2 protein-coding genes are annotated in these 1,121 nt (G+C 68.6%); both read right to left on the minus strand.

Annotated features, from left to right (window positions below; translation table 11 throughout):
• A partial coding sequence (gene rutC / locus JNK30_RS20765; RefSeq protein WP_293485301.1) for a pyrimidine utilization protein C occupies positions 1-344 on the minus strand: 344 nt, incomplete at its 3' end.
• Positions 344-1,075 carry a pyrimidine utilization protein B gene (gene rutB / locus JNK30_RS20770; protein WP_293485303.1) on the minus strand — a complete coding sequence of 244 codons (732 nt, stop codon included), beginning with the start codon at positions 1,073-1,075 and terminating at the stop codon, positions 344-346. The genes rutB and rutC, both read right to left, overlap by 1 nt.
• Between the last annotated feature and the right edge of the window lie 46 nt (positions 1,076-1,121).

A 1,121-nucleotide genomic window follows, 5' to 3' on the forward strand; every position in this document is an offset into this window, starting at 1 on the left:
TCGGGTCGGACAAGTCCGCACTGGATGCAGAACCGGGCCGGCTTCTCGCCCGGGAAGTACTCGGCGTAGACCTTGTTCATGGCGGCGTAGTCGGCCCAGTCCTTGAGGAAGATGTGGTTCATCGTCACGTCGTCCATCGTGCCGCCGGCGGTCTCGATCACCGACTTGATGGTCTCCAGCACCTGCCGCGTCTGGCCGGCCGCGTCGCCGACGTGGGCCACGTTGTTGTCCTTGTCGAAGGCCAGCGTCCCCGAGACGTAGACCACGCCGTCGGCCAGCGTGCCCGGCGAGAACGGCGCGATGGGGGTCTGAGTCCCCGGCGGGGTGATGACGGTCTTGGGCATCAGCTCTCCTGGTTTGCGGGCGGCGCCTGGGCGACGGCGCCGCAGAAGTCGGCGGCGCTGGTCACCCAGCCGAAGAACTTTTCGACGTTGTAGACCGTCGCTTCCTGCAGGAAGGCGGGGCCGGCCTGGTGGGTGGCGTCCTCGATCAGCACCCCGAAGTATTCGCGGTGGAAGCCGTCGCGTAGGGTGCTCTCGACGCAGACGTTCGTGGCGATGCCGCAGAAGGCGAGGTTGCGGATTCCGCGCGCCCGCAGCGTCGAGTCGAGCGCGGTGTTGTAGAAGGCCGAGTAGCGCGGCTTCTGGATCACGATGTCGCCCCGCTCGGGCTTCAGCCGGTCGACCAGCGCGAAGTCCCAGCCGCCCTTGGCCAGCAGCTTGCCCTCGAGGTAGGGCCGCTCGCGCATGGTCTTGAGCGCGTTCGACTTCCACCAGTTCGGCGAGCCCTCGCCGCCGGCCTCGACATAGGCGGGATCCCAGCCGTTCTGGAAGAACACCACCTGCACGCCCGCCCGCCTCGCGGTCTCGACCAGCACCACGATCTTCTCGATCACCGCGGCGGCGCCCTCGATGTCGAAGCCGGCGAGGTCGAGGTAGCCCCTCGGGCTGGCGTAGGCGTTCTGCATGTCGACCACCAGCAGGGCCGTGGCCCGCGGATCGATCGGCAGGTTCTCGGGCCGCGCCGGCAGCGTCACTGCGCCAACGAGCGGCAGGGTCGGCCTAGGCGGCGACATGGGCGCGGCTCTTCATCAGGGGCTGGATGCGGGTCCCGAAGGCTTC

The sequence above is a fragment of the Phenylobacterium sp. genome (assembly GCF_016793225.1).
GTDB lineage: Bacteria > Pseudomonadota > Alphaproteobacteria > Caulobacterales > Caulobacteraceae > Phenylobacterium.

Bases quoted from the DNA above. Each gene is read 5' to 3' on its own strand.
- rutB (WP_293485303.1), bottom strand. From the start codon at position 1,075: ATGTCGCCGCCTAGGCCGACCCTGCCGCTCGTTGGCGCAGTGACGCTG.